The organism is Pelomonas sp. V22, assembly GCF_030014915.1.
Classification (GTDB): domain Bacteria; phylum Pseudomonadota; class Gammaproteobacteria; order Burkholderiales; family Burkholderiaceae_C; genus JAUASW01.
Genome location: NZ_JAGIXS010000007.1, coordinates 126,072 through 149,406 on the forward strand (window position 1 = coordinate 126,072; position 23,335 = coordinate 149,406).

The window sequence follows — 23,335 nt, forward strand, 5'->3', positions numbered from 1 at the left end:
GGCTTGCCTAAAAAAGAGGCAGGAGTATACCCCCGCCCCCCTGCCGCCAGGTACCCACGCCCCGGTAGAACTTCACTGCTGGTTCTGCTTGCGCCAGAGCTGGATGTTCTTGTCGATCAGGCCCTGCATCACATTGGCACGGGCCAGCTTGTAGACCGCACGCGTGATGCGCCCGCGCAGCTCGGGCGTGTTGCAGGCCGATTTGTGCGACAGCGTCAGGTGCAGGTTCTCGTTGGCCACGGCCGGGCTCAGCGATTTGAGGTCGTTGATGTTCATCTTCGCGAGGAAGGCGGCGCCGGGACTGTCTTCATAGACGAGGTACTCGGCGCGCCCTTTTTGCAGCATCTGGATCGCCTGTTCCAGGCTCGCCACGCTGGAGATCTTCAGGTTGTCGCGCGCATAGCGATCAAAGTCCTCGCCGAAGCTGTTGTTGATCACGGTCACGCCCTGCAACGAGGCCAGGTCGGCCCAGCGGCGGTAGTTCAGGCGCAGGTTCTCACGGGTCCAGACGACCGAGCGTGTCTCGCGGAAGGCCGGGTGGAAGTAGTCCATGTACTCGGTGCGCGGCAGCGTGAAGAAGGCGCCGGCGATCAGGTCGTTGCGGCCGGCGCGGGTCTCTTCCTGCACCCGGCCCCAGGGGCCGATGTAGCGCACCTCGATGGGAATGCCCAGCTCCTTGGCCAGCAACTGCATCAGGTCGGCGTTCGCACCGAGCAGGCGGTTTTCGTCCTCCGGGTCGCGCCAGAGGTAGGGCGGGTATTGCGGATTGCCCGAGGCCAGCAATTGCTTGCAGGCCTCGACCGGCTGGGCCTGGGCCATGGGCGCGAGGCCGGCAGCGCAGGCCAGGCCCAGTGCCGCGGCCAGAGCCTGGATCAGCCCGGGCCCTCTGCGGAGCGCTCGTGCAGGCTTTTGTTCAAACATGGCAATCCTTGCATCGGTCCCGCTGATTTTTTTGCCGAGTCTTCGGTGCGGGTTTGTGGATGCTCCCAACGTGCATCTAGGGGGTCGAGTGTGCCGCCTGTGCCGTGGTGGAACAAGCCGGGTTCGTCCCGATAATGCGCGGCATGGAAGCCTGGTTGCAAGCGCAGCTCAATGCCCTGCTGCTGATGCTGGCCTTGCCCACCGTGGGGCTGCCGGCCGTGTTCATCATCGCCTTTGTTTCGGCCACGCTGCTGCCGCTCGGTTCCGAGCCGGCCGTCTTTGCCTTGGTCAAGCTGTCGCCCGAGCTGTTCTGGCCGGCCATCCTCGTGGCCACGCTGGGCAACACGCTGGGTGGCGCGGTGACCTGGTGGATGGGCTATGGCGCCGAGCGCATGGTCGAGCGCGCCACCCACAAGCCGATGACCGAGGGCCGTGCGCTGCGCTGGTTGCACCGCTTCGGCGCGCGTGCCTGCCTGCTCTCGTGGCTGCCCATCGTCGGCGACCCGCTGTGTGCCGTGGCGGGCTGGCTGCGCCTGCCTTTCTGGCCCTGTGTGCTGTACATGGCTCTCGGCAAGTTCGCCCGCTATGTCTGCATGACGGTGGCCTTGCTTTATCTCTGGCCCTCAGGATGATTCCCGCATGAGCACCTCCACTGCCTACCAGAACCTGTGCGCGCGCCACCAGCGCCTGCACCGCCTCAACCACCTGCAGGCCATCGCCGGCTGGGACCAGAGCGCCAACATGCCGCCCAAGGGCAACGAGGCGCGCTCGCTGGCCCTGGCCGAAATGGGCGGCCTCTTGCACGAGCTGGCCACCGATCCGCAGCTGGCGGGCCTGCTCGATGCAGCCGAGGCCGAGCCGCTCGGCGAGGAAGAGCGCGCCAATCTGCGCGAGATGCGCCGGGCCTGGCGCGAGGCCAATGCCTTGCCGCAAGCCCTGGTCGAGGCCAAGTCGCTGGCCAATTCGCGCTGCGAGCATGCCTGGCGCAGCCAGCGCCCGGCCAACGACTGGCCTGGCCATCTGCAGAACCTGCGCGAGGTGGTGCGGCTGGCGCGCGAGGAGGCGGCGCTCTTGTCGGAGAGCTCGGGCCTGTCGCGCTACGACGCGCTGCTGGACCGCTACGAGCCCGGCATGCGCAGCAGCGAGGTCGACCGCGTGTTTGGCGACCTGCGCCAATGGCTGCCCGGCCTGATACGCGCAGTGCAGGACAAGCAGTCACGCGAGACCGTCATCGAGCCCGTCGGCCCCTTCCCGCAGGCCGCCCAGCGCGCGCTGGGCCTGGCGGCCATGAAGCTGCTCGGCTTCGACTTCGAGGCCGGCCGCCTGGACGAGAGCGCCCACCCGTTCTGCGGCGGCGTGCCCGAGGACGTGCGCTTGACCACGCGCTACCGCGAGGACAGCTTCCTGCCCAGCCTGATGGGCACCATCCACGAGACCGGCCATGGCCGCTACGAGCAGGGCCTGCGTCGCGACTGGCTGGGCCAGCCCATTGCCAATGCCCGCTCCATGGGCCTGCATGAAAGCCAGAGCCTCTCGTTCGAGATGCAGCTCGGCAGCCACCCGGCCTTCGCGCGCCTCTTGAGCCCGCTGGTGGTCCAGCATCTGGGCGATCAACCCGCCTTCGAGCCGGTCAACCTGCAGCGCCTGGTGACGCGCGTGGCGCCGGGCTTCATCCGCGTGGACGCCGACGAAGTGACCTACCCGGCCCATGTGATCCTGCGCTACGAGATCGAGCGGCCGCTGATCGAGGGCGAGATCGAATGCGAGGACATTCCTGCGCTGTGGGACGCCAAGATGCAGGAGTTGCTGGGCCTGGACACGCGGGGCAACTACCAGGACGGCTGCATGCAGGACGTGCACTGGAGTGCCGGCCTGTTCGGCTACTTCCCCTGCTACACGCTGGGCGCCATGTACGCCGCCCAGTTCTTCGCCGCGATGCGCCGCGAAATGCCAGACCTCGATGCCCGCATCGCCGCCGGCGAGTTGCATCTCGTGTTCGACTGGCTGCGCGAGCGCATCTGGACCCAGGGCAGCCGCTGGACCACGCCGGAGCTGGTGCAGCGCGCCAGTGGTGAGGCGCTGAACCCGGCGCATTTCAAGGCGCACCTGCAGGCGCGTTACCTGGGCTGAAGCGAAGCGAACAAAAGAAAAGGCACCCGGTGAGGGGTGCCCAAATGAGGTTCATCTTCGTCTTCAATCAGTCAGTCGTACATCAAACAATCATTGCGCTCAACTGTCGCGCCGCGCTCTTTGTCTCTACCCGCCGAGTGCTGCGCTTCCAACGACGCCCAGCCATGTTCTCGCTGTCGTCATGGTTCCATTGTTGGCGATACACCTTGATTTGCCATCCCCGCGCTTGCTGGGTGCCGGGTCGCCATTCGTGATCCAGTTCACGAATGAACAAGGCCTCCCGCAGGAGGCCTTGCGCACGGGCTGGTCGGTGTTCAGCGGGCGCGGCGGCGGCTGGCGAAGAGCAGGCCGCCGAGGCCAGCCAGCAGCAGGGCCAGGCTTTGCGGCTCGGGCACGGTGCCGGTCAGGGAGCTGCCGCTTGCCGTGGCCAGGGCCACGTTGTCGAGCGAGCTGCCCAGGCTGTCGCTGGTGCCGGTGGCCCACAGGCTGAGCGTGCTGCTGCTGCCGGTCGCCTTGACGAGGATGCTGAAGTGGTTCCACTGGTTGTCGGCCGTGGCGTTGTAGCCCACGACCGGTGCCAGGCCGCTCACGCCGCCGAAGCTCCAGCCGAGGCCATTGCTGTTGACGGCCACGCCGGCGCGGTTGGAGAAATCGAAACTCAGCTCGTACCACTGGCCCAGCACGGTGGCGAGGGTCTGGCTGATCAGGCTGTTGTTGTCGACATCCAGCTCGACGTAGTTGCTGCCCTGACTGGCGGTGCCGGCCACGTTGTTGCGCAGCTCCACCTGGTTGGCGCCCACTGTCCAGCCCGGCATGCTGCTCAGGCGGCTCCAGCTGCCGTTCGCTTGTGGGGTGGCCTCGAAGCTGCCATTGCTCAGCAGATTGATGGGGCTTGCCAGGGCCAGCAGCGGAGCGCTCAGGAGGGCGGTGGCGAGGAGCTTTTTCATCGGTTTTTGGGGAGCAGCAAGCGCCGGAGCGCGATGACGCCATTGTCCGGACCCCCCTTGCCGGAGCCTCCCCCTCAAGCCAATGGAACGTGATGAACGGCCGTGAACGGCTTCACGCCAGCCGCGATTCCAGCAGCGAGAGCGTGGCGTCCAGCCGCTTCAGCGCGTCCGCGCTGCGCTCGGCCGGCGTGGGCTGGGCCGGCTTGTCGGCCAGCAGGCGGCGGTCCATGTCGAACAGCACGGCCTCGTCGAGCGCGAGGCCATGGCCAGCGAGGCGCGGCTTCAGCGTGGCGAGCTGGCGGCGCAGGATGGCGCGGGTCTGCTGGTAGGCATGCTCGGCCAGGCGGCGGCGCTGCGAGTAGCTGAAGGTGTTGGCCATGTAGAGCTCGGCATCGCGCGGGTCGGGCTCGAACAAGAGGATGTCGGTCTCGGGATGGCTGCGCGCATAGCCCTTCATCCCCAGCTCCAGCCGCGAATGGATCAGCGAGCGGAAGGTCTGTGAGAGCACCACCGGCAGGCCGGCGTCGACCAGCGGCGGGATCTCGTCGCCGGTGTCGGCCCGGTAGGGCACCAGCGGGTTCAGGCAGATCAAGAGGTCGGGCTTGTGGGCCAGCAGCACCGAGGCATGCAGGGTCTTCTTCAGCGCGCCGTCCACGTAGAAGCGGCCGTTGATGCGGACCGGCGGGAACAGGCCCGGCAGCGCGGCACTGGCCTGCACCGCCCGCGAGATCGGCACCTGGTCGTGGCCTGGCATGCCGAAGGGCATGGCCTGGCCGCTGTCCAGGTCGGTGGCGACCAGCACCAGGCGCGACTTCAGTTGGCGGAAGTCGTCGGTACGACCCGGCAGGCTGAACTGGGCGCGCAGCTGCTCGGCGATCGGTTCGCCCGACAACAGGCCGGTCGGCAGGGCCGGGCCCAGGCGCTCCAGCGCGCCCAGCGTCGAGCGACCTTCCACGGCGATCTGCCAGACGGCGCGCGCGAGCAGGCCGGGCAACTTGGCCAGGCGGCGCCGGTACTCGCCCCAGGCGGGGCGCAAGAGCAGGGCGGGGTCGAAGCGATCAGGCGCCTCGGCCGTGTTCTCGATGAAGGCGGCGCAGAGCTGGCGCGGCGAGAGGCCGTTGGCCAGGCCGGCCGCGATGAAGCCGCCGGCACTGACGCCGATGTATCCCTGGCAGTCCGTGAAGCTGAAATCGCTCAGCGCTTCTTCGAGGGCGCAGAGGGCACCGATCTCGTAGATCGCGCCCAGCGGGCCGCCGCCGGCCAGGGCCAAAGATACGCGGGCCCGGCGCGGCGAGGTCTTTGCCATCAACTAGCGATCAGGCCGCCGGCTTGGCAGCGGCCTTCTTGGCTGCGGGCTTTGCGGCGGGTTTGGCCGCGGCCTTCTTGGCCGGAGTTTTGGCCGGCGCCTTGGCAGCCACCTTCTTGGCGGCCGGCTTGGCTGCGGCCTTCTTGGCGGGCGCCTTTGCAGCAGCCTTGGCGGCGGGCTTGGCCGTGGGCACGCCCACCGCCTTGCTCAGCGCATCGATGCGTTCGATCAGCGTCTCCACCTCCTTGGCCGTGGGCACACCGAGGCGCTTCAGCGCATTGGCCACGCGGTCTTCGAAGATGGATTCCAGCTTGTCCCAATGCTGGCCGGCCTTGGCGCCCACGTCGCCGGCCATGCCGCTGACCTTGCTGGTCATGCTGGAGAGCTTTTGCTCGGCGGCTGATTGGGTTTTCTTCTGCAGCTTCATGCCTTCGCTCACCAGGGCTTCGAACACCTTGCCACCTTCACCCTGGGCCTTGGCGAAGGCACCGAGGCCTGCCGCCCAGATCTGCTGCGCCGAGTCCTTCACCGCCTGGCCGACCTGGCCGTCCAGGAGGCCTCCGGGCAGGCCACCCAGACCGCCTAATGGACTGGAGGATGCGGCTTTTTGCTTGGCAGCCATTTTCTGCAGCTTCTTGACCATGATCAGAGGGTCCTTTGTGGAGGGGGAAGGGGCTGCGCAGAGGCAGCGGACGCCGTGACTATAGGCCGGCCACCCGCCCGGAGGCATAGGCACAAGCTAGTGAGGGGCCTCTATCCGGGAAGCCCCGGGTAAGCGCGCAGCGCCGTGCGCGGAGACTTGGACAAGAATCGTCCTCAAACATCTGCCATGGAGACAACGATGCAGTATTTCGTCACCGGAGCCACGGGCTTCATCGGCAAGCGCCTGGTCAAGAAGCTCTTGGCGCGGCGCGGCAGCACGGTCTACTTCCTGCTGCGCGAGGAAAGCCGTGACAAGCTGCCCGAGCTGCTCGAGTACTGGGGCGCCAGCAAGACCCGCGCGATCCCGGTCTTTGGCGACCTCACCGGCAAGAAGCTCGGTGTGGCGGCCGACCAGATCAAGGCGCTGAAAGGCAGCATCGATCACGTCTACCACCTGGCCGCCGTCTACGACCTGAAGGCCGACGAGGAGTCGCAGGTCCGCACCAACATCGAGGGCACGCGCAGCATGGTCGAGTTCGCGCAGGCGATCGACGCGGGCCATGTGCATCACGTGTCGTCCATCGCCGCCGCCGGCCTCTACGAGGGCGTGTTCCGCGAGGACATGTTCGACGAAGCCGAGGGCCTGGACCACCCGTACTTCATGACCAAGCACGAGAGCGAGAAGATCGTGCGCAAGGAGTGCAAGAAGCCCTGGAGCGTCTACCGCCCGGCCATGGTGGTCGGCGACTCGCGCACCGGCGAGATGGACAAGGTCGACGGCCCCTACTACTTCTTCAAGCCCATCCAGCGCCTGCGCCAGATCCTGCCGCCCTGGATGCCCTCCATCGGCCTGGAAGGCGGCCGCGTCAACATCGTCCCCGTCGACTTCATCGTCGATGCCCTGGACCACATCAGCCATCAGCAGCGCAAGAGCGGCGGCTGCTTCCATCTGGTGGACCCGGTGGGCTACCGCGTCGGCGACGTGCTGGACATCTTCAGCAAGGCGGCCCACGCGCCCAAGATGAGCCTCTTCGTCAACGCGGCGCTGCTCGGCTTCATCCCCAAGAGCGTCAAGAAGGGCCTGATGGCGCTGGCGCCGGTGCGCCGCATCCGAAATGCCGTGATGAAGGACCTGGGCTTGCCCGAGGACCTGTTCCATTTCATCAACTACCCGACCCGCTTCGACTGCCGCGAGACCACGGCCGCACTCAAGGGCTCAGGCATCGAGTGCCCGAACCTGCACGACTACGCCTGGCGGCTCTGGGACTACTGGGAGCGTCACCTCGATCCGGCCCTGCTGATCGACCGCAGCCTGAAGGGCACCTGCGGCGGCAAGGTCGTGCTGGTGACCGGCGGCTCCTCGGGCATCGGCCTCGCCGCAGCCATCAAGTTCGCAGAAGCTGGTGCGATCACCCTGATCTGCGCTCGCGATGAAGTGAAGCTCGCCGAAGCGGTGAAGGAGATCAAGGCCGCCGCCGGTGCCGATGCGCAGATCCACAGCTACTCGGCCGACATCGCCAACGAGCAGAGCTGCGCCGAGATGATGGCCTGGATCAGCGAGAACTTCGGCGGCGTCGACTTCCTGATCAACAACGCCGGCCGCTCGATCCGTCGCGCCATCGAAGGCAGCTACGACCGCTTCCACGACTACGAGCGCACCATGCAGCTGAACTACTTCGGCTGCCTGCGCGTGACCATGGGGCTGCTGCCCGGCATGGTGGCCAAGAAGAAGGGCCACATTGTCAACATCAGCTCGATCGGCGTGCTGACCAATGCGCCGCGCTTCTCGGCCTACGTGGCCTCCAAGGCCGCGCTCGACGCCTGGACCCGATGCGCGTCGAGCGAGTACGCCGACCTCGGCATCACCTTCACCACGATCAACATGCCGCTGGTGCGCACGCCGATGATTGCGCCGACCAAGATCTACAACAACGTGCCGACGCTGGCGCCCGAGGAAGCGGCCGACATGATCGCCCAGGCCTGCATCAGCAAGCCGGTGCGCATCGCCACGCGCCTCGGCATCACCGGCGAGTTGATGCACGCCCTGGTGCCGCGCGTGGCCCAGATCGTGATGAACACCAGCTTCCGCATGTTCCCCGACAGCGACGCCGCCAAGGGCGAGAAGGGCGGCAAACCGCAACTCTCGGCCGAGGCGATTGCGCTGCAGCAGATGATGAAGGGCATCCACTTCTGAGGTCCGCCTGATCTTCGCCCTTGGGCCCGCCCCGAGCCTTTGCTCGGGGCGGGCTTTTTGCTTTTGCTGGGAAGCTGTCCCTGCCGACTGCAGCGATGGCATCGTTGCAGTTGCGTCGACTCGGAGGCTATGCATAATTTCGCTGTTAGCGTCCAAATACAGGACCTACGTGCACGACAACAACACCGGTGGCGCGACGCGGGTCGCGAGAGCCGATTGAGGGAGGTTCCATGTTTCCATCTGGCTATGGACGAGTGCCTGCGTGGGCGCTGCGACTTGTGCTGCTCATGCTCGTCGCACTGTTGGGTGCCTGCGGTGGAGGCGGTGCTGGCAGTGGCAGTGGCAGTGGCATCGGAACTTCACCGGGCCCCGACATCACCCCGACGCCCGTGGTGGCGCCCGGCGCATCCATTGTGGCCGTCGTCACAAGCCCCGCACTTGTCGGGGATACGGTCAAGTTCACGGGGGTGCCCACCGGCAGCCGTTCACCGCTGAGCCTGGACTGGGACTTCGGCGACGGCGGTGTCGCCACGGCAGGGACCGCCGTCGAGCACAGCTATGCGGCGGCTGGCACCTACCGCGTCACTTTTCGCGTCACGGACGCTGCCGGCGTCCGCGCCACGGCGACGACCTCGGTGGTCATCGAGCCGCGCACCGGCTTGAGCATTGCGACCGACCGCAACGATTACACCGTGGGCCAGACCGTGCGCCTGTCGCCGTCCGGCGACTACCGGAACGCCAAGACCTACGACTGGGACTTTGGCGACGGTCGGCGGGCTAGTGGCCCGGAGGCCGAAGTGGCCTACGCGGCGTTGGGCCAGCACACGGTCACCTTGGTGGCGACCTATGAGCAGGGTTTCCAGCGCAAGGCGCAGGCAACCGTCGGTGTGTCCACCAACACTCCCACCTTCGCGCTTAGCGCGCCGGCTGTCATCTACCCCTTGCGTGCCGCCAGCCTGACGGCGACGCCGGGTTCCGAGGTTGGTGGCCGCACGGACTGGAACTTCGGCGACGGCAGCAGCCTCGCGCAAGGCGCAGCGGACGTCCCGCACACCTATGCTCGGTCCGGTACCTACCAGGTGACGGCCACCCGCACCAACAAGACGGGCTTCCAGTACACGGCCACCATGTCGATCACGGTGCTGCCGCCGCCTCCACCTTCAGGCCTGACGCTGGAATCGGCCCAACTGCAGGTGCTGCCGGGGCAGAGCAGTGCAGAGGTCAGCTTCGTCGGTCGTGTTGCCAACGACGCCGGTGATCTGGGGACCCTTTACACCTGGGATTTCGGCGATGGCTCGCGGTCTTCCCAAAGTGCGGTGCCGTCCGCAAGCCACACCTATGCCAGCGCGGGCAGCTACGTCGTCACCCTGACGGCCACCAACTCCTACGGGCTGTCGGCCACCGGCACCGCCACCGTCAGCATCGGGCCGCGCCAGGTTCTCAAGCTGCTGGCCGGCCAGGGCGTCACGGGCACGCTGATCGACGGCCCCGCGCTGTCGGCCCGCTTCTTGCGGCCCGAGGTCATGAGTTTCGATGCGGACGGCAATCTCTTCATCAGCGATCACGGCAACGGTGTCGTGCGCAAGCTGTCGGCTCAGGGTGAGGTGTCCACCGTGCAAATACCTGACGGCTCCGGCTTGGAGAAGTCTGGCTCTGCGCGCTACTTCCAGGTGGCTGCGTTTGGCAGCGGTGAGCTCATTGCATCAGGCTACGACGGGAACAGCACCAGCTTCGTTCGGGTCAATCCGGACGGCAGCAGCGTGCCCGACAACCGTTTCTCCCCAGTGCCTTACGTGACTGCGTTCGCCCGAGCGCCCTCGGGTGCGATAGCGATCGCCGCCGGGGTGCAGATCTGGCTGCTGGAACCCAATGGCAAGCTTGCCGTGCTGGCCGGAGATCGCCTTTCCAGCGGCAATATCGACGGTCCGGGCTGGGCAGCAAGATTCGCTTACATCAGGCAAATGGGCTTCGACGCTGCGGGCACGCTGTATGTCGCCGACCGGACCCGCATTCGCAAGGTGGCACAGGATGGCACCGTGACGTCCTTGGCCGGCCATTTCTTGATCGACTCCCCCAGGGATGGCATCGGGAGCGATGCCAGGCTCGGGGTGATTGATGATTTCGCCGTAGCGCCGGATGGCACGGTCTACATGCTCTCGGCTGAAAGCATTCGCCAGATCAACCCGTCCGGTGAGGTGCGTACGCTGCCGATATCGTTGCAATTCCCAAATCGCGATGCATCTGTAACGCGGGGCATTGCCTTGTCGCCGGACGGGACGCTATTCGTTTCAGACTGGAACAAGGGCGTCATTCGCCGTATCAATGGCGACGGCAGCCTGACCACAGTCGCTGGTCGCGAGTGGATCAGCAGGCGGGTCGATGGGCAGGGCGCCGTGGCCGTGTTTTTCCAGCCTACGGGCATCGCACAAGGGCCCAGCGGGGCGCTGTATGTCGCGGATGCCGGCAACAGAGCGCTCCGCAAGGTCACGCTCGGTGGCGAGGTGAGCACGCTGGCCATGTTCCCTGGCAGCGATACGGTGCAGTTCAGAAAACCCCTGGACCCCCGCAGCGCGTTGCTGGGGGGCGTGGCCGTCGACGATCAGGAGAATGTCTACGTCGCCGATACCTTGATGCATGTGATCCGCAAGGTCTCGCCCAACGGGACTTCGACCGTGCTCGCTGGCCTGGCCAACACGACAGGCGCCTCTGACGGTGTTGGGACCGAGGCCCGTTTCGATGGGCCGATGGGGGTGGCCGTCGATGCGGCGCGCAACGTCTATGTGAGCGACGCCCGCAACTATTTGATTCGCAAGATCACGCCGGCCGGCAAGGTCACGACCCTCGCAGGCTTGGTCGGAAAATGGGGCAGCAGTGATGGTGTCGGCGGAGATGCCTCCTTCTGGTTCCCGACATCACTGGCGGCAGCACCCGACGGCACTCTTTGGGTCGCAGACCGTGACAACCAACTGTTGCGCAAGATCACGCCAGATGGTGCGGTGACGACGGTGGCCGGTATAAGGCCCGATTGCTACGTTGACGGGCCTGTGGGCAAGACCTGCATACAGTACCCACTCAGCCTGTCGTACGACGCCAGCACCGGCGATGTGTATGTGATCTCGTCCGATGGCGTTGAGCGCCTGCGCGCCAATGGCCGGTACGAAACGCTGATGCCGGTCGGGAAGCATGGCCGGCCGGTTTTGGGACAGCTGCCCGCTTTTGTCGGGGAAGCCTACGGTGTCGCCGTGCTGTCCAACGGCCAGATCGCCGTGACCTCGGGCAACGCGGTGCTGATCACATCCTTCGGGCCTTGAGGCAGCCGTGCTGTTTGGCGCCCCTCCTGAGCGGACAGGCCGGCCGCTCAGGGCCCCTTGAGCTCGCGCAATTTGCCGCTTGCAATCGCCGCCTCGGGGTCATGCAGCCAGGCCTTGAGCTCGGCCTGGGCTGGTGGCGGCAGGGCCTCGGAAGCGGCCAGGCCGACCCAGCGGTTGCGGCCCGCCCGCTTGGCGCGGTAGAGGCACTGGTCGGCCAGCTCGACCACCTCGGCCCAGCCCAGCAGCTGGGGTGCTGCGCCAACGAAGGGGTAGGCCGCAAAGCCGACCGAGCAGGTCTTGTGCAGGGTGAGACCCTGCTCCAGCACAAAGGGCTGGTCGTCCACGGCCGCGCGGATGCGCTCGGCGATCAGGCCGGCCTCGGCCCGGTCGCTCAGTCGGGCCACCATCAGGAACTCCTCGCCGCCCCAGCGCACCAGGTAGTCCGATTCGCGCGAGACCTCGCGCAGCCGCTCGCACACCTGCACCAGCACCTGGTCGCCGGCGGCATGGCCATGCTCGTCGTTGACGGCCTTGAAGTGGTCGATGTCGACCATGAAGAACAGCAGGTCGGCCTCCTTCGGCGTGGCGGGCGGCTGCTGGCGCGACGCGTCCTCGTAGCGGCGCAGGCTGATGCTGGTGTCGGCGTCCAGTTGCTGCAACAGGAAGCGGCGGTTGCGCAGGCCGGTCAGCGGGTCGCTGAGGCTGGCTTCCTCCAGCCTGGCCTGCGTGGCGCGCAGGGCCTTCAGCGTGGCCTCCAGCTTGCGGTAGGTGTTGGCGTTGTCCATGGCGATGGCGCCATAGGCACAGAGCGTGCGGAAGATCTGCCGTTCGCGCTCGCCATAGGCCTGCTGACGCGGCGACTGGATGGTCATCACGCCCAGCACGCGCTCGTTCACCATCAAGGGGGCGTAGAGCAGGGAGAGCGAGGGCAGGGTGCCCGGCACATGAGCCGGGCTGCGCTCCTCCGGCGAGCGCTCCAGCATGATCTCCTGCCGCTCGCGTGCACAGCGCGCGGCATGGGCGACCGGATCGTCGAGGCGCTGCGGACGCAGCGACAGACGCCGGCCTGCCTCGCTGGCGTAGATGCAGCGAAGCTCTTCGCCGGCCTCGTCCATCACGAAGATGGCCATGGCGGTCACATCCAGCAACTCGTGCACCGGGGTGTGCAGCGCCAGGCAGACGGATTCGGCGTCCAGCTTTGCCGTGATGGCCTGGCCGATCACGCCCAGGCGCTCCAGCGTCAGGCCTTGCTCATGCAGCAGGGCGGCGCGGCGCGCCTCGGCGCTGGCCAGCTGCTTGTGGTGCTCGGCCTCGGCGCGCGCGCTGTCGGCCGCATAGCGCAGCTGCATGGCGATCAGGCGTTCGGCTGCCTCGCGGCTGTGCTGCTTCTCGCGCGCGGCGGCGGCCTGCACAGCCATGCCATAGGCCTGCGGAAAGCGGGCCACGCGCGCGTACTCGCCGGCCAGGGCCGACAAGAGCTCGGGCGGAGGCAGCAGGCCCTCGATGCGGCGTGAGATCTCGAGCGCCCGCTCCAGGCAGGCCAGCGGCAGGTCCGCGGGGCCATGGCGCTCGGGGTCCATGCCGGCCCGGCTGCGGATCTGGGCCAGCACCATCAGGGCCTCGATCTGGCGGTCCGGCATGCCGACCGTCTGCGCCGTCTGCAAGGAAGCTTCGGCCATGGCCTCGGCCTCCTGCCATTGGCCCAGTTCCGCCAGTGCCTTGGCCTTGCCGCGATTCGCTTCCAGCAGGCCGATGTGGCCGGTGTCGCGGGCCGTCTCGGGCATTTCCTCGAACAGGCGCAGGGCGAGCTGGTTGTCGCCCCGGTCCAGCGCCAGCTCGGCGCGGCAGCTCAGCAGCATCGCGTAATTGCGCGAGCGGCCCAGCGGCGCGAGGATTTGCTGAGCCTCGTCCAGCGCGCCCTGCGCTTGCTCCAGCCGGCCGAGTCGGCGCAGGGCCTCGCCCATCTGGGCCAGGCAGGCGCCGAGGCCTTGGGGCCAGCCGCAGCTGCGCGCCAGCTCCAGGCCGCGCTGCACCCAGTCCAGCGAAGCCTCGTGATCGTTCAGCTTGCCGAAGGCATTGCTGGCGTTGGCGGCGGCCGTGATGGCGTTGTAGAGCTGGCCGGTCTGGAGGGCCAGCTCGTGCACCCGCATGAACAGCCGGATGGCGCGCGCGAAATCGCCACCCAGGTAGGCCCTTGTGGCCTGGTAGAGATACAGGGCGGCCTGCCCGCAGAGCGGCTCGGCCGCCACGTCGTCTGCGAAATGCCGGCCCCAGCGCTGCTCGCTGGTCAGCAGGCTGCGAAAGGCATCCAGCCGCGCCAGCGTGGCCTCGAAGCACAGCAGGCGACCGCTCTCGCGCGCGGCACGGGCGCAGGCGATGGCGTCCTGCAGATTGCGATCGCGCAGCTCGGCCTGGCCGGCCGAGCCGTTCAGCGCGCTGAGCAACCAGTGCGCGTCTGCCTGGCCCAGCAGGTCGCCCTCCTGTTCGAAGCGCGACAGCGCACGGCGGGTGCTGTCAAGCCCGGTGGCGTAGTCGGCCGCCGCGAACTGCAGCTCGGCGCGCACCAGGTCCATGCGCGCGAGCAGCAGCGGCTCTGTCGCGGCCGTGCTGCCGGCCGCAATTTCCGCTTGCAGCGTGTCGGCCAATTGCAGCGCACGCCGGCCGTCGCGCTCGCGCAGCTGCCAGGCCAGTTGGGCCAGGCCTTGCAAGCGTTCGGGGCCCTGCAGCTCGGGCAGGGCGGCTTCCAGGCGGGCGAGCGTGTCGTCGGTGCCGAACAGCTGCAGCGGCGACTCCAGCACGCCCTGGCCGGGCGCCTTGGGGCGATCGGTGTCGGTTGCTTTCATCGGCGTTAGGCCTCGCCAGAAAAGGGCGAGTGCGGTGGGATGCCCGAGTGTAGGTGCTGGCTGACAATGGGCTTGCAGCAAGGAGCACGCATGTCCCAACGCCCGTTTGATCTGGTCCTGTTCGGCGCCAGCGGCTTCACCGGCCGCCTGGTCGCCGAGTACCTGTTGCAGCGCGAGGGCGCTGCCGGTCCCTTGCGCTGGGCCCTGGCCGGCCGCAGCCCGGGCAAGCTGGCTGAGCTACGGCGCGAGTTGGGCGCCCCCGAGTCGCTGCCGCTCTTGCAGGCCGATGCCGGCGACGCGGCCGCGCTGGCCGCCCTGGTGGCGCAGGCCCGCGTGGTCATCACCACGGTCGGACCCTACCAGCTGCATGGCGAGGCCCTGGCCCGCGCCTGCGCCGAGGCGGGCACCGACTATGTGGACCTCTGCGGCGAGCCGCTGTGGATGGCGCGGATGATCCCGCTCCTGCAGCCGCTGGCCGCTGCGAGCGGCGCCCGCATCGTGTTCTCCTGCGGCTTCGATTCCATCCCCTTCGACCTTGGCGTGCTCTACCTGCAGGAACAGGCCCGTGAGCGTTTGGGTGCCATCTGCCCCGAGGTGCATGGCCTGGTGCGCGTCATCAAGGGCACGGCCTCGGGCGGCACGCTGGCCAGTGGCATGGAGACCTTCAAGGCCATGGCCCGCGACCCGCAACTGGCGCGCCTGCAGGCCGATCCGTTTGCATTGACGCCGGGCTTCCGTGGCCCGGCCCAGCCGGAGGGCGAGCGCGCCGCCTTCGATGACTGGGCGCAGGCCTGGACCGGCCCTTTCGTGATGGCCACGATCAACACCAAGAACGTGCATCGCAGCAATGCCCTGCGCGGCCATCCCTGGGGCCGGGACTTCATCTACAGCGAGCGCCTGTGGACCGGTGCGGGCCCGGCGGGCGAAAAGCGCGCCCGCCGACTGGCCCGCCAATCGCGCCTGCAGAGCGCCCTGCTCGGCTTCGCGCCGACGCGAGCCCTGCTGCGCCGCTTCGTGCTGGCCAAGCCCGGCGAAGGCCCGGATGCCGCCGCTCGCGAGCGCGGCCGCTACGAGCTGGTCTTCATCGGCAAGACGGCCCGGGGTCAGGTCTTGCGGGCCGTGGTCAAGGGCGACCGCGACCCTGGCTACGGCTCGACCAGCAAGATGATCAGCGAGGCCGCGCTGTGTCTGCTGGACATAGGTCGCCAGCAGACGCCCGGTGGTGTCTGGACCGCCGGCGCCGCCCTCGGCCTGGCTCTGCAGCGGCGGCTGGAACAGCGGGCCGGTCTGAGCTTCGAGATCGAGGCCGGCTGACTGCCCCTAAGCCGGGGATGCCGGCGGCCTTCAGCGCTGCGGCGCGTGTCAGCTCTCCTGCAAGGCCAGGCCGTAGCACTCGTGCAGCGCGGCCAGGCGCTGGCGCAGCGCGTCGAGCAAGGCCGGCGGGCCGAGTGCCTCGACGTCGGGGCCCAGGCGCAGCAGCTCGCCGGCGGCGATCTCGATGGATTCGATGGGAATCTGCAGTCGCCGCCAGCCGGCCTTGTCCGGCGCGCCGGCGGCAGCCACGGCCTCGGCCATGCGCTGACCAAGGCGAGCCATCCTGCGCAGCGCCGCCGGCCGGGCCCGCACCGTGGCGTGGCTCGATTGCATGCGCGCCTCGTGGTCTTTGCAGAAGTCCTGCCAGTACTGCTGCAGGTCGAAGTCCGGCAGCGGCGTGGCGGCTTCGTCCTCGATGGTCAGCGCTTCAATGGCAGCCACGCGGTAGCTGCGCGCCTGCTCGCCGTGGGCCGCCACGAGGTACCAGAGCCCACCTTTGAGCACCAGGCCGAGCGGCGCGACGCGGCGCTCGACCCGGCCTTTCCAGCTTTCGTAGCCCAGCTGCAGCATGCGCTGTTGCCAGACGGCCGCCGCCAGCTGCGGCAGCAGGCCTTGCCGGTCCGGCCCCTGGAACCAGGCGACCGGATCGAGATGAAAGCGCGCCGCCACGCGCTCGGCCTCTTCGCGGGCCGTGTCGGGCAGGGCGGCCAGCAGCTTGAAGCGGGTGTTCGCCAGCGCCTGGCCCAGGCCCAGTTGCTCGGCCGCGAACGGCGCGCCAGCGAGGAACAGGCTTTGCGCCTCCGGCCGGTCCGGGCCGGTCAGGCGGGTGCGGTAGCTGGCCAGCAGCGCGAAGCCGCCCTGGCGGCCCTTCTCGGCATAGACCGGCACGCCGGCGGCGCTGAGGGCATCGATGTCGCGGTAGATGGTGCGCACCGAGACCTCCAGCATCTCGGCCAGCGCCTGGGCGGTGACCTGGCCCTGCGCCTGCAGACGCAACATGATGGAGAGGAGGCGGCTGGCTTGCATGCCTTGCAGCTTGCCAGCCCCCTGCTGACAGCGTGTGTCAGTGGCCTGGCGTGGCTTCCGGTGTCAGGCAGTGGCTCAGGCCCCAGCCCAGGCCGGCTCCCAGCAACTGAGCGGCGATGAAGCCGGGCGCGCTGGCTGGCGCGATACCTGCAAAGCTGTCGCTGAACATCCGGCCGAAGGCGGCGGCCGGGTTGGCGAAGGAGGTGGAGGCGGTGAACCAGTACGCCGCGCCGATATAGGCCGCCACCAGGGCCGAGGCACGGCCGGCCGGCGCACGCAGGATCACCAGCAGCAGGCCGGCCGTGGCCACCATCTCGGCGATCCACTGCCCCATGCCGCCGCGCAGCTTGCTGCTCAATTGCAGCAGGGGCAGCTCGAACATCGCATGCGCCAGCCACGCGCCCAGCATCGCGCCGAGCAGCTGCACGAGGATGTAGGGCAGCACGGCCGAGCGGGCCAGTTCGCCGCGCCAGGCCATCACCAGGCTCACGGCCGGGTTGAAATGGGCACCGCTGATCGGGCCGAAGACCTCGATCAGCACATAGAGTCCGCCGACGGTGGCCAGCGTGTTGGCCAGCAGGGCGATGGCGACGTTGCCGCCCGCGAGTCGCTCGGCCATGATGCCGGAGCCGATCACCACGCAGAGCAGGCCCAGGGTGCCGAGGCCTTCGGCCAGCAGTTTGCGCAGCAGGCTCATCGCTCAGCTCCTGGCAATGTCGTCGAGCGCCTGCTTGAGCGCCGCGCGGTCCAGCGTCGCCAGCGGCAGGGCCAGCAACTGCAGCATGCGGTAGCCGATGGCCTGACGGGTCAATTCGAAAGCGCGGCGCTTGCCTTCTTCTCCGCCTTCGGCATTCGACGGGTCGGGGTAGCCCCAGTGCACCTTGAGCGGCTGCCCCTGCCCGCCAAAGAACACCGGGCAGGCCTCGGACGCCGCCGAGTCGCAGACAGTGATCACGAGGGACAGCGGCGGCGCCTCCGGCTTGGTGAATTCGTCCCAGCTCTTGCTGCGGTAGCCGGCCGTGTCGATGCCGGCGGCTTGCAAGGCCTCAAGGGCGAAGGGGTTGAGCCGGCCGCTGGGCGCGCTACCGGCGCTGAAGGCGCGCACCTCCTTGCCGAGCCGGGCGGCGAGGTGGTTGAGCATGCCTTCGGACAGCACGCTGCGGGCCGAGTTGTGGGTGCACAGGATCAGGACGTTGAAGCTCATGGGACCTCTCAGCAGCAGGCGCCGGCACCTGTCTTGGGCGTGCAGCAGGCTGAGGCGGCCTTGGGCGCTTCGTTGAACATCGGCACATCAGCCAGCGTGTGGAAGTGTTCCCAGGCGATGCCCTGCGGGTCGGTGATCCAGTGCTTGTTGCTGCGGGCGTAGCAGCAGGTGGTCTCGCCGGTGTCAGCCATGGCCAGGTCGGCCTGGGCGGCCCGCTCGCGCAATGCGCCCAATTCGGCCTCGCTGTCGACCTGGAAACCCAGGTGGTCCACGCCGGGCTTGCCGCCGCGGGTGGAGATGGCGAAGTTGATGCGCGGGTCCTCGAGCATCCACTTGGCGTAGTCGCCTTCCTGCCGGGTCGGCGTGGCCGCGAACAGCTTGGAATAGAAGGCGATGCTCTGGTCCAGATCCTGGACATGCACATGGACGTGAAAACGCTTCATGACGGTCTCCTTGGGTTCAGCATCTGCTGCAGGCTGTGGTGGTTGACGGCAGGCAGGCCTCGCCCTGGCAGCAGTTCTCGCTCAGGTAGGCGAGCAGGGCGTTCATGTGGCCGAAGTCGGCGCGGTAGATCAGGTTGCGGCCCAGGCGCTCCTGGGTGATCAGGCCGGCGCCCGACATCTCCTTCAGATGGAAGGACAGCGTGGCCGCCGGCAGCTCCAGGGCCTCCATCAAGGCGCCCGGCGTCAGCCCTTCATTGCCGGCCACGACCAGCAGGCGGTAGGCGCGCAGGCGGTAGGCATGGGCCAGGGCGGCCAGCGAGCGGATGGTTTGCTGTTCTTCCATGATTCGATAATAGTCGAATTATAGAAATGTCTGCAAACACTCCAGCGGATTGAGAAAGATCAACGCCAACCTGTCTGACCGTGCGAGCTGGGTCGGCGGGCGGCTAGCATGCGACCTCGTTCTTCACGCGCGCGCATGAGCCCTGCCTCCCCCGGCGATCCGCCAGCCTCGCTGGCCCGACAGCTCTCACTGCAGATCAGCCTGCTGGTGGTGCTGATGGTGGGCGCCTTGGCGGCGATTGCCTTCTGGTCGGTGCAGCGCGAGATCGCCGAGGTGGTGCCCGACACCCTGCTCAGCACCGTGCAGTTGCAGGCGGCGCGGCAGGGCCAGTCTTTCCAGCTGGCCGATGGCAGCGTGCGGCGCCTGGAGCGCGAATGGCAGGAGCGGGCCGGGGCGCTGGGCGATGGGCAGGCGCAGCAGCGCTTTGCCGAGCTGTTCGAGCGCTCGGCCGATGGCGTCTGGCGGCTGCGGCCGTCGCGGGTGGACGTCGACCATGCGCCGACCTTCTATCTGCAGGGCGGGCCGCAGCTGGACCTGCAGCTGCGCCGCCGCGCGGTGCTGAGCTACGAGCTGCTGCGCGAGCAAGGGCCGGCCCTGGTGCCGCCATTCTTCTCGGCCTACACCGACTTCGTCGAGAAGGGCCTGATGGTCTACTCGCGCGGCATCGACTGGGGCAAGGGCGCGACGCCGGCCACCGACAACTTCAACTACCCGACGATGACCGGCGCCGACCCGCGCCGCAATCCCCGGCGGGAGGTGTTCTGGACCCCGGTCTATTTCGATGGCGAGGCCAAGGCCTGGATGGTCTCGGTCATCAAGCCGCTGGACTGGCGCGGGCGCTGGGTCGGCACCGTGGGTCATGACATCACCATCGACACCCTGCTGCAGCAGATCGGCGAGGCCGACGCGGAGCTGGGCGCGCTCAGCATGATCCTGAGCCGCGACGGCCAGCTGATTGCCCACCCGGAATTGCGCGAGCGCATTGCCAAGGCCGAGGGCTAGTTGGCGGTGCAGAGCCTCGGCGACCCGCTGCTGAGCGCCGTGCATGCGCTGGTTGCCAAGAGTGGCAGCTCCTCGCAGGCGGCGCGCACGCCGGACGGCCGTCACATGGTGGCCTGGTCACGCATTGCCGGCCCCGACTGGTGGGCCGTGCGCGTGGTGCCGCAGTCGCGCATCGACGAACTGCTGCACCGGGGCGTGTTCTGGATGCTGGCCGTGGGCGCCCTGATGCTGCTCGTGACGCTGTGGATGCTGCAGCGCGTGATACGCCAGCGGGTCAAGCAGCCGCTGAGCGACATCACCGGCTCGGTCGAGGCGCTGGCCGAGCGGGTCAGCCAGGGCGAGGAGCCCGAGTCCCTGCCAGCCCAGGGTTCGGCCGATCTGCAGCGGCTCTCGCAGGCCTTTGACGCCATGGCGCAAGACCTGGCCGCCCAGCGCCGCCAGGAGCAGGCCGCCCAGGCGGCTTTGGAGCGCGAGGTACAGGAGCGTCGGCAGGCCGAAGAAGCGGTGCGCCTGCTCAACCTCTCGCTGGAGGCGCGGGTGCGCGAGCGCGGTGAGGCCTTGCAGCAGGCCCAGCAGGAGCTGGTGCAGCGCGAGACGCTGGCCAGCCTGGGTTCGCTGGTGGCCGGCGTCTCGCATGAGCTGAACACGCCCATCGGCAACGCCCTCATCTCGGCCGACACGGCGGCGGCGGCGCTGTCCCAGTTGCAGGCCCTGCTGGCCAGCGGCGCCGTGCGGCGCAGTGAGCTGGAGCGGGGCCTGCACCTGGCGCGTGAGAGCGCGGGCCTGGCCCTGGCCAATCTGCAGCGCTCGGCCAGCCTGGTGCAGGACTTCAAGCAGGTGGCCGTGGACCGCGCCAGCCTGCAGCGCCGCCGCTTCGACCTGCGGCGCGTCAGCGAGGAGGTGGTGCACCTGTTGCAGATCTCCTTGAAGACGCCGCAATTCAACCTGGTGCTGGACCTGCCCGCCGAGTTGCTGCTGGACAGCTTCCCCGGCGCCTTTGGCCAGGTGCTGACCAACCTGGTGCAGAACGCCGTGGTCCATGCCTTCGAGGGCCGCAGCCAGGGCTGCATCACCATCACTCTGTTGCGCAGCGATGAGCGGCAGGTGGTGCTCTGCGTCAGCGACGACGGCTGCGGCATTCCCGCCGAGCACCTGGGCCAGGTGTTCAAGCCCTTCTTCACCACGCGCCTGGGCCAGGGCGGCAGCGGCCTCGGCCTGCACCTGGTCTACAGCATCGTGCGCAATGTGCTGGGCGGCGAGATCGAGCTGCACAGCGAGCCGGGGCGCGGCACCCGGTTCGTCCTGACGCTGCCGCGCCACGCGCCCGACTGAACCGACCCCTGCACCAGCGCTGCGCCGCGTGATAGCCTCTCCCAGGTCTGGTGAGCCGGCCGGGGAGGGCCGTACGACCCGTGAAAACCTTGCTGCTCAGTCTCCTGCTGCTGTTTGGACCCGCCGGTGCGGCGGAGGTCCACATGGCCTTTGGCGAGCGCATACCGCCGTTCTGCTTCCCGCAGACAAACTCCGGTATCGAGATTGAGGTGATAGGCGAGGCCCTGGCCTGGCGCGGCCACAAGCTCAAGCCGCAGTACTTCCCGTTCGCACGTGTCCCGAAGGCCTTCATCGACGGCATGGTGGACGCCAGCATGACCGACCTGGGCCAGGACCTGGGTGCAGCAGGCGGCCATTACGGCGAGCCGGCCGTGCTTTACGACAACGTCTTCATCTCGCTGAAGGAGCGGCACCTGGTGATCAGGAAGCCCGAGGACCTCAAGGGTTTGACGGTGATCTCGTTTGCTGGCGCCGTGCGGCGCTATCCGCAATGGCTGGAGGCGGTCAAGGCGGCGGGCCATTACACCGAGCAGAACGACCAGGCCGTGCAGGTGCGCACGTTGATGAAGGGCCGCTACGACCTGGTGCTCAGCGACCGCAGCATCTTCAGGTACTTCGCACTGCAGTTCCGCCGCGAGGGTGGCGACCTGCTGCCGGTGGAGGAGCATGCGTTCACCACGGTCAATCCGCAGGACTACCGGCCGGTGTTTCGCAGCAGGCAGGTGCGCGACGACTTCAATGCCGGCCTCGAGCACCTCAAGAAAACCGGCCGCTACCAGGCCATCTACGACCGCTACCTCAAAGAGTAGGTGCCCCTCGTCCAAGGAGTACCTTGGCCGGTCCCCCGAGGGGACGGCGATGCTTGCGGCATCGGGCCGCAAGCACATCGCCATCTGGGCAGGCTTGGGGCGGCCCTGCGCTCGGCCCGCTATTTCGCCTGCACCGTGAACTCGCCGTAGGCCTTCAGCTGCTCGCTGACGGCGGCCTTGTCGCCGACCACGACGATGCTCTGCGTGGCCGGGTCGAAGTACTTCTTGCCGATCTCGCGCACCTGCTCGGCCGTGACCTTCTGGATCTGCGGCACATAGCTGCCGAGGAACTCGGCGGGCAGGCCGATCAGCCAGTTGTTGGCCAGCTGGCGTGCCACGGAGCCCTGCAGCTGGGTGCTGATCAGGTAGCCGCCGGCCACGTAGCGCTTGTTCATCGCCATCTCTTCGTCGCTGACCAGCTCGCTGCCGAGGCGGGTGTACTCGGCGAAGAACTCCTTCAGCGAGGCGCCGGCCACTTCATTGCGCACGTCGGCACCGCCCACGACGATGCCGCCGTCGCGGAAGCTGCGGGCACCGGCCGAAGCGCCATAGGTGTAGCCCTTTTCCTCGCGCAGGTTCAGGTTCACGCGGCTGCTGAAGCCGCCGCCGATGATGGTGGAGGCGAGGCGCAGCGGCACCTGGTCGGCGGCGCTGGCCTTGTTGCCGGGGCGACCCAGGCGCACGGTGGCCTGTACGCTGCCCGGGCGCTCCAGCAGGATGCGCTGGACGGCGGCCGTACCGGGCGATGCGGCCACGGCGGCCGGGGCTTCGCCCGTGGCCTTCCAGTCACCGAACGCAGCCTCGACCTGTTTGAAGATCTCGGCAGCACTGACGCGGCCGGTGACGACCAGCAGGCTGCGCTCCGGGCGGAAGCGGCGGGCATGCTCGGCGCGCAGCAGCTCGGGCGTGGTGGCGTTGATGCTCTCGGCCGTGGCGCGCGTATGGGCGTAAGGGTGGTCGCCATAGACGGCGAAGCCCAGGGCCCGTTCGGCGCGGTAGCCGGGGTTGGCCTCGCTGGCCTTCAGGCCTTGCAAGGCATTGGCCTTGGCCAGGGCCACTTCCTTGTCCGGGTACGCCGGCGTGCGGGCCACTTCGGCCAGCAGCTTCAGCATGGCCGGCGCCTGCGAACTCACGGCGTTGGCATAGACGGTGATGCCGTCATTGCTGTTGCCGGCACCAACCGAGCCGCCCATGCCTTGCGCGGCCTCGGCGATCTGGCGTGAGCTTCGCTGGGCTGTGCCCTCGTTGAGGCCGCCGGCCAGCATGCTGGCGAGGCCCGCCTGGGCGGGCGAATCGGCGCTGGCGCCAGCACCGCGCACGGCCAGCACGTAGTCGACGCGCGGCTGGCCCTGGCGGGGCACAACCCACACCTCGAGGCCGTTGGCCAGCGTCTTCTTGGCGATCTGCGGCACCGGGATGGGTTTGTCCTGGCCGAAGGCCGGCAGCTCGGCCGGCAGCTTGACGGTGGCGGCTTGGGCCTGGCCGCCGATCAGCGCGCAGGCGGCGAGCAGGGCCAGGGTGGTCTTGGACATCTTGATGTTCAACATGGTCTTGATCCTCGTCTGGCG

Annotated in this window: 19 protein-coding genes; 8 read left to right on the forward strand and 11 right to left on the reverse strand. The window is 68.2% G+C overall.

Annotated elements, in window-relative coordinates; translation table 11 throughout:
- Positions 1-72: 72 nt before the first annotated feature.
- Positions 73-921, reverse strand: a complete 849-nt coding sequence (locus J7U46_RS19905) for a transporter substrate-binding domain-containing protein (RefSeq protein ID WP_282828933.1) — start codon at positions 919-921, stop codon at positions 73-75.
- A 143-nt stretch (positions 922-1,064) separates the two neighbouring features.
- Between J7U46_RS19905 and J7U46_RS19910 the strand changes: the two genes are divergently transcribed.
- Together J7U46_RS19910 and J7U46_RS19915 are read left to right on the forward strand one after the other, a co-directional pair.
- Positions 1,065-1,553: a YqaA family protein gene (locus J7U46_RS19910; RefSeq protein WP_282828934.1), complete on the forward strand. Its 489-nt coding sequence runs from the start codon at positions 1,065-1,067 to the stop codon at positions 1,551-1,553.
- 7 nt (positions 1,554-1,560) lie between these two features.
- Positions 1,561-3,051, forward strand: a complete 1,491-nt coding sequence (locus tag J7U46_RS19915) for a carboxypeptidase M32 (RefSeq protein WP_282828935.1) — start codon at positions 1,561-1,563, stop codon at positions 3,049-3,051.
- Positions 3,052-3,365: 314 nt separating this feature from the next.
- On the opposite strand, the gene J7U46_RS19920 is transcribed toward J7U46_RS19915, so the two are convergent.
- The 3 genes from J7U46_RS19920 to J7U46_RS19930 form a co-directional block, all read right to left on the reverse strand.
- On the reverse strand, positions 3,366-3,998 hold the full coding sequence (locus tag J7U46_RS19920) for a DUF642 domain-containing protein (RefSeq protein ID WP_282828936.1): 633 nt from the start codon (positions 3,996-3,998) through the stop codon (positions 3,366-3,368).
- Positions 3,999-4,110: 112 nt separating this feature from the next.
- Positions 4,111-5,304, reverse strand: coding sequence for a patatin-like phospholipase family protein (locus J7U46_RS19925; RefSeq protein WP_282828937.1), 1,194 nt, complete (start codon positions 5,302-5,304; stop codon positions 4,111-4,113).
- 10 nt (positions 5,305-5,314) lie between these two features.
- A complete protein-coding gene (locus tag J7U46_RS19930; protein ID WP_282828938.1) occupies positions 5,315-5,947 on the reverse strand; it encodes a phasin family protein in 633 nt (210 codons plus the stop codon).
- Positions 5,948-6,145: 198 nt separating this feature from the next.
- Here J7U46_RS19930 and J7U46_RS19935 point away from each other — a divergent pair, with 198 nt between their 5' ends.
- Together J7U46_RS19935 and J7U46_RS19940 are read left to right on the forward strand one after the other, a co-directional pair.
- Positions 6,146-8,140: an SDR family oxidoreductase gene (locus J7U46_RS19935; RefSeq protein WP_282828939.1), complete on the forward strand. Its 1,995-nt coding sequence runs from the start codon at positions 6,146-6,148 to the stop codon at positions 8,138-8,140.
- Positions 8,141-8,427: 287 nt separating this feature from the next.
- On the forward strand, positions 8,428-11,451 hold the full coding sequence (locus J7U46_RS19940; RefSeq protein ID WP_282828940.1) for a PKD domain-containing protein: 3,024 nt from the start codon (positions 8,428-8,430) through the stop codon (positions 11,449-11,451).
- A gap of 47 nt (positions 11,452-11,498) precedes the next feature.
- On the opposite strand, the gene J7U46_RS19945 is transcribed toward J7U46_RS19940, so the two are convergent.
- On the reverse strand, positions 11,499-14,294 hold the full coding sequence (locus tag J7U46_RS19945; RefSeq protein ID WP_282828941.1) for a diguanylate cyclase: 2,796 nt from the start codon (positions 14,292-14,294) through the stop codon (positions 11,499-11,501).
- 90 nt (positions 14,295-14,384) lie between these two features.
- Here J7U46_RS19945 and J7U46_RS19950 point away from each other — a divergent pair, with 90 nt between their 5' ends.
- Entirely contained in the window at positions 14,385-15,608 is a 1,224-nt protein-coding gene (locus J7U46_RS19950) for a saccharopine dehydrogenase NADP-binding domain-containing protein (RefSeq protein ID WP_282828942.1), read from the forward strand.
- A gap of 48 nt (positions 15,609-15,656) precedes the next feature.
- Here J7U46_RS19950 and J7U46_RS19955 read toward each other — a convergent pair whose 3' ends face one another.
- The 5 genes from J7U46_RS19955 to J7U46_RS19975 are packed head-to-tail and all read right to left on the reverse strand — an operon-like array spanning position 15,657 to position 18,624.
- Entirely contained in the window at positions 15,657-16,634 is a 978-nt protein-coding gene (locus J7U46_RS19955; RefSeq protein WP_282828943.1) for a YafY family protein, read from the reverse strand.
- 37 nt (positions 16,635-16,671) lie between these two features.
- Complete coding sequence (locus J7U46_RS19960) at positions 16,672-17,331, reverse strand: MIP/aquaporin family protein (protein ID WP_282828944.1); 660 nt, start codon at positions 17,329-17,331, stop codon at positions 16,672-16,674.
- Between the two features lie 3 nt (positions 17,332-17,334).
- On the reverse strand, positions 17,335-17,838 hold the full coding sequence (locus J7U46_RS19965) for an arsenate reductase ArsC (protein ID WP_282828945.1): 504 nt from the start codon (positions 17,836-17,838) through the stop codon (positions 17,335-17,337).
- A gap of 8 nt (positions 17,839-17,846) precedes the next feature.
- Positions 17,847-18,281: an ArsI/CadI family heavy metal resistance metalloenzyme gene (locus J7U46_RS19970; RefSeq protein WP_282828946.1), complete on the reverse strand. Its 435-nt coding sequence runs from the start codon at positions 18,279-18,281 to the stop codon at positions 17,847-17,849.
- A gap of 16 nt (positions 18,282-18,297) precedes the next feature.
- On the reverse strand, positions 18,298-18,624 hold the full coding sequence (locus tag J7U46_RS19975; protein ID WP_282828947.1) for a helix-turn-helix domain-containing protein: 327 nt from the start codon (positions 18,622-18,624) through the stop codon (positions 18,298-18,300).
- A 135-nt stretch (positions 18,625-18,759) separates the two neighbouring features.
- Here J7U46_RS19975 and J7U46_RS19980 point away from each other — a divergent pair, with 135 nt between their 5' ends.
- The 3 genes from J7U46_RS19980 (at position 18,760) to J7U46_RS19990 (ending at position 21,767) form a co-directional block, all read left to right on the forward strand.
- The gene (locus J7U46_RS19980) at positions 18,760-19,626 is read left to right on the forward strand and encodes a cache domain-containing protein (RefSeq protein WP_282828948.1); all 867 of its coding nucleotides are present in this window, start codon (positions 18,760-18,762) and stop codon (positions 19,624-19,626) included.
- Between the two features lie 6 nt (positions 19,627-19,632).
- Positions 19,633-20,958 carry a HAMP domain-containing sensor histidine kinase gene (locus J7U46_RS19985; protein ID WP_282829161.1) on the forward strand — a complete coding sequence of 442 codons (1,326 nt, stop codon included), beginning with the start codon at positions 19,633-19,635 and terminating at the stop codon, positions 20,956-20,958.
- Between the two features lie 80 nt (positions 20,959-21,038).
- Positions 21,039-21,767 (forward strand): ABC transporter substrate-binding protein, encoded by a 729-nt coding sequence (locus J7U46_RS19990; RefSeq protein WP_282828950.1) that lies wholly within the window; start codon positions 21,039-21,041, stop codon positions 21,765-21,767.
- A gap of 119 nt (positions 21,768-21,886) precedes the next feature.
- Here J7U46_RS19990 and J7U46_RS19995 read toward each other — a convergent pair whose 3' ends face one another.
- On the reverse strand, positions 21,887-23,314 hold the full coding sequence (locus tag J7U46_RS19995) for a pitrilysin family protein (protein ID WP_282828951.1): 1,428 nt from the start codon (positions 23,312-23,314) through the stop codon (positions 21,887-21,889).
- Positions 23,315-23,335: the final 21 nt, after the last annotated feature.